The organism is uncultured Tessaracoccus sp. (assembly GCF_947255005.1).
Lineage (GTDB): Bacteria > Actinomycetota > Actinomycetes > Propionibacteriales > Propionibacteriaceae > Arachnia.
Genome location: NZ_CAMYFI010000135.1, coordinates 1 through 2,509 on the forward strand (window position 1 = coordinate 1; position 2,509 = coordinate 2,509).

At 56.8% G+C, this 2,509-nt stretch carries 4 protein-coding genes; all 4 read right to left on the reverse strand.

Annotation, left to right across the window (positions count from 1 at the left end; translation table 11 throughout):
* Window positions 1–407 (reverse strand): hypothetical protein (locus tag Q0X61_RS13290; RefSeq protein ID WP_297743377.1); only part of this gene is annotated, 407 nt, incomplete at its 3' end.
* 253 nt (window positions 408–660) lie between these two features.
* Window positions 661–891, reverse strand: coding sequence for a hypothetical protein (locus tag Q0X61_RS13295; RefSeq protein ID WP_297743378.1), 231 nt, complete (start codon window positions 889–891; stop codon window positions 661–663).
* A 496-nt stretch (window positions 892–1,387) separates the two neighbouring features.
* Complete coding sequence (locus Q0X61_RS13300; RefSeq protein WP_297743379.1) at window positions 1,388–1,834, reverse strand: hypothetical protein; 447 nt, start codon at window positions 1,832–1,834, stop codon at window positions 1,388–1,390.
* A 26-nt stretch (window positions 1,835–1,860) separates the two neighbouring features.
* On the reverse strand, window positions 1,861–2,400 hold the full coding sequence (locus tag Q0X61_RS13305) for a hypothetical protein (RefSeq protein WP_297743380.1): 540 nt from the start codon (window positions 2,398–2,400) through the stop codon (window positions 1,861–1,863).
* Window positions 2,401–2,509: the final 109 nt, after the last annotated feature.

Here is a 2,509-nt window from a genome sequence, read left to right on the forward strand (position 1 = left end):
GGAGCAGCCTGCTCAGCAGTCCACACCTCTTCTGGATGCACCATGGTCTGCCCCGTATCCCACACAACCCGCTCACTCTCACTACCCGAAAGCGGCCCCCGACCCAGGACCCAATGAGTGTAGGTGCCGTCCTCGTGGGTAACACGAAGCTCAACAGTCATACACTCAGCAGTCCCAGCACGCTGAAGATAGTTGTCAAGATACTCAGGATGGGAAAACTCCTGATCCGCAGGATAATGCCACAGCACGTAAATGGTGGTCTTTCCAGGTTGCATGCGCTGCATTCCAAGAAGGAAGCCGTACTCCATCTCGATTTTCGTCTGGTAAGAAGTGCTGCCGTTGATAGTTGCAGCAGGGAGCCATCCCACTGAAGACATTCGTTCAGCATACCTTTCGTTGCGGGTCACGCCTTATCTAAGAGGATGACTTTAGTATCACGATTTCGTCGCCTTCGAGCATGGCACGGGCAGGACGTACGCACTTCCGCAGGGAATCAACAACAAGGCTACAACCAACACCCGCCCCCACCCAGGACAAGAACTCGCGGCCACAAAACCACCAACCCACACTCAAACAGGGACCCTTGATTCTCCATATCTGAGTGTGAGTTGGTAGCTCAAGAGTCAGGAACCCGCTGCCGAGTTACTGGAAAGGGCTGACTCAGATGTCGAGCTCGCGGCGATGCACCCAATCCGGAACAGTGCGCTCACGCGCATACTGCTCAAACAAGGGAGCAGCCTGCTCAGCAGTCCAGACCTCCTCCGGATGCACCATGGTCTGCCCCGTATCCCACACAACCCGCTCACTCTCACCACCCGTCAGCGGCTCTCGACCCAGGATCCAGTGAGTGTAGGTGCCGTCATCGTGGGTAACACGAAGCTCAACAGTCATACACTCAGCAGTCCCAGCACACTGAAGATAATTATCAAGAGACTCAGGATGCGCAAACTCCTCCGTAGACGGATAATGCCACAACACGAGAGTGGTGGCTCCTGCTGGCCCCATACGTGCAAGCGGCTGCTGGAAGCCAAAGTCAACGTGTATGCCAGCTTGATACGAAGTCTTGCCATCGATAGTAACCGCTGGTTCCCAGCCCGTTGAGGTCATGTTTTCTGATTCCTTGTGTTTGACTAGGCGCCATCTGAAAGATGCGCCCTGGTGATGACGATTTCCTCGCCTTCGAGCCTGGCGCGGGCAGGACGTGCGCGCTTCTGCAGGGAAGCGACAAAAGGCTACAACCAACACTCGCCCCCGCCCAGAACAAGAACTCGCGGCCACAAAACCACCAACCCACACTCAAACAGGGACCCTTGATTCTCCATATCTGAGTGTGAGTTGGTAGCTCAAGAGTCAGGAACCCGCTGCCGAGTTACTGGAAAGGGCTGACTCAGATGTCGAGCTCGCGGCGATGGACCCAGTCGGGGATGGTGCGCTCACGCGCATACTGCTCAAACAAGGGAGCAGCCTGCTCAGCAGTCCACACCTCTTCTGGATGCACCATGGTCTGCCCCGTATCCCACACAACCCGCTCACTCTCACCACCCGTGAGCGGTTCTCGGCCCAACACCCAGTGGGTGTGGCTGCCGTCATCGTGGGTAACACGAAGCTCGAGCGTCATGCACTCGGCGGTGCCGGCGCACTGAAGATAATTGTCAAGAGACTTCGGATGCGCAAACTCCTCCGTAGACGGATAATGCCACAACACATAAGTGGTGGTCTTTCCAGGTTGCATGCGCTGCATTCCAGGAAGGAAGCCGTACTCCATCTCGATCTTCGCTTGCACGGAGAGCTCTCCATCAATGGTTGCAGCCGGGAGCCATTCCACTGGAGACATTCGTTCTACATACCTTTCGTTGCGGGTCACGCCTTATCGGACAGGATGACTTTGGTAATGACGATTTCCTTGCCATCAAGCTTGGCACGGGCAGGATTCTCTCGCGAGACTAGAGTATCGAATTCGCGCTGCTGGGGGGTGAGTCGGGCGTTGCCGCTCTTGACTTCAATAGCTGTGTAGGTGCCGTCCGGGTTCTTGGCGAGGCCATCATAGAAACGACCATGGTTCGATCCAGGAACAGTCGACTTAACTTGTCGCCGCTCGATGCGACCGTAGCGACGTTCCAGCAAATCGAGCCGTCGTTGTTCTGCCACCTTGCCCCCGTTGGGTGCGTCGCCGCCGCGGTAGGTTCCGTCGGCATTACGATCTGGGTACTTGGGGTGAGGCGCCTTGGGATCGGTGTTCGGTTTGGATGTCGGGTGCGGCGCGGGCGGTGTCGCGTCGGCCTTGGGTTTCGGGCGAGGTGTGCGCGCTTTTGCAGGGATCTTCTTCCCCACCTCGAGACGATCGACAACGGCTTTAGCGATCTTGCTACTGCCCGCCTTCGGAGCTTTCATCTTGGCCATCACGCACTAGCCCCCAGCAGCTCGTTGATGGTCTGGTCGATAATGAGGTTAATAGGCTCTTCACAATCGAGGGTGTAGTCGGGGTTTGAATCCGCCGACCTCGAGGAGG

Bases quoted from the DNA above. Each gene is read 5' to 3' on its own strand.
- Q0X61_RS13295 (WP_297743378.1), bottom strand. From the start codon at position 891: ATGACTGTTGAGCTTCGTGTTACCCACGATGACGGCACCTACACTCAC.
- Q0X61_RS13300 (WP_297743379.1), bottom strand. From the start codon at position 1,834: ATGTCTCCAGTGGAATGGCTCCCGGCTGCAACCATTGATGGAGAGCTC.
- Q0X61_RS13305 (WP_297743380.1), bottom strand. From the start codon at position 2,400: ATGGCCAAGATGAAAGCTCCGAAGGCGGGCAGTAGCAAGATCGCTAAA.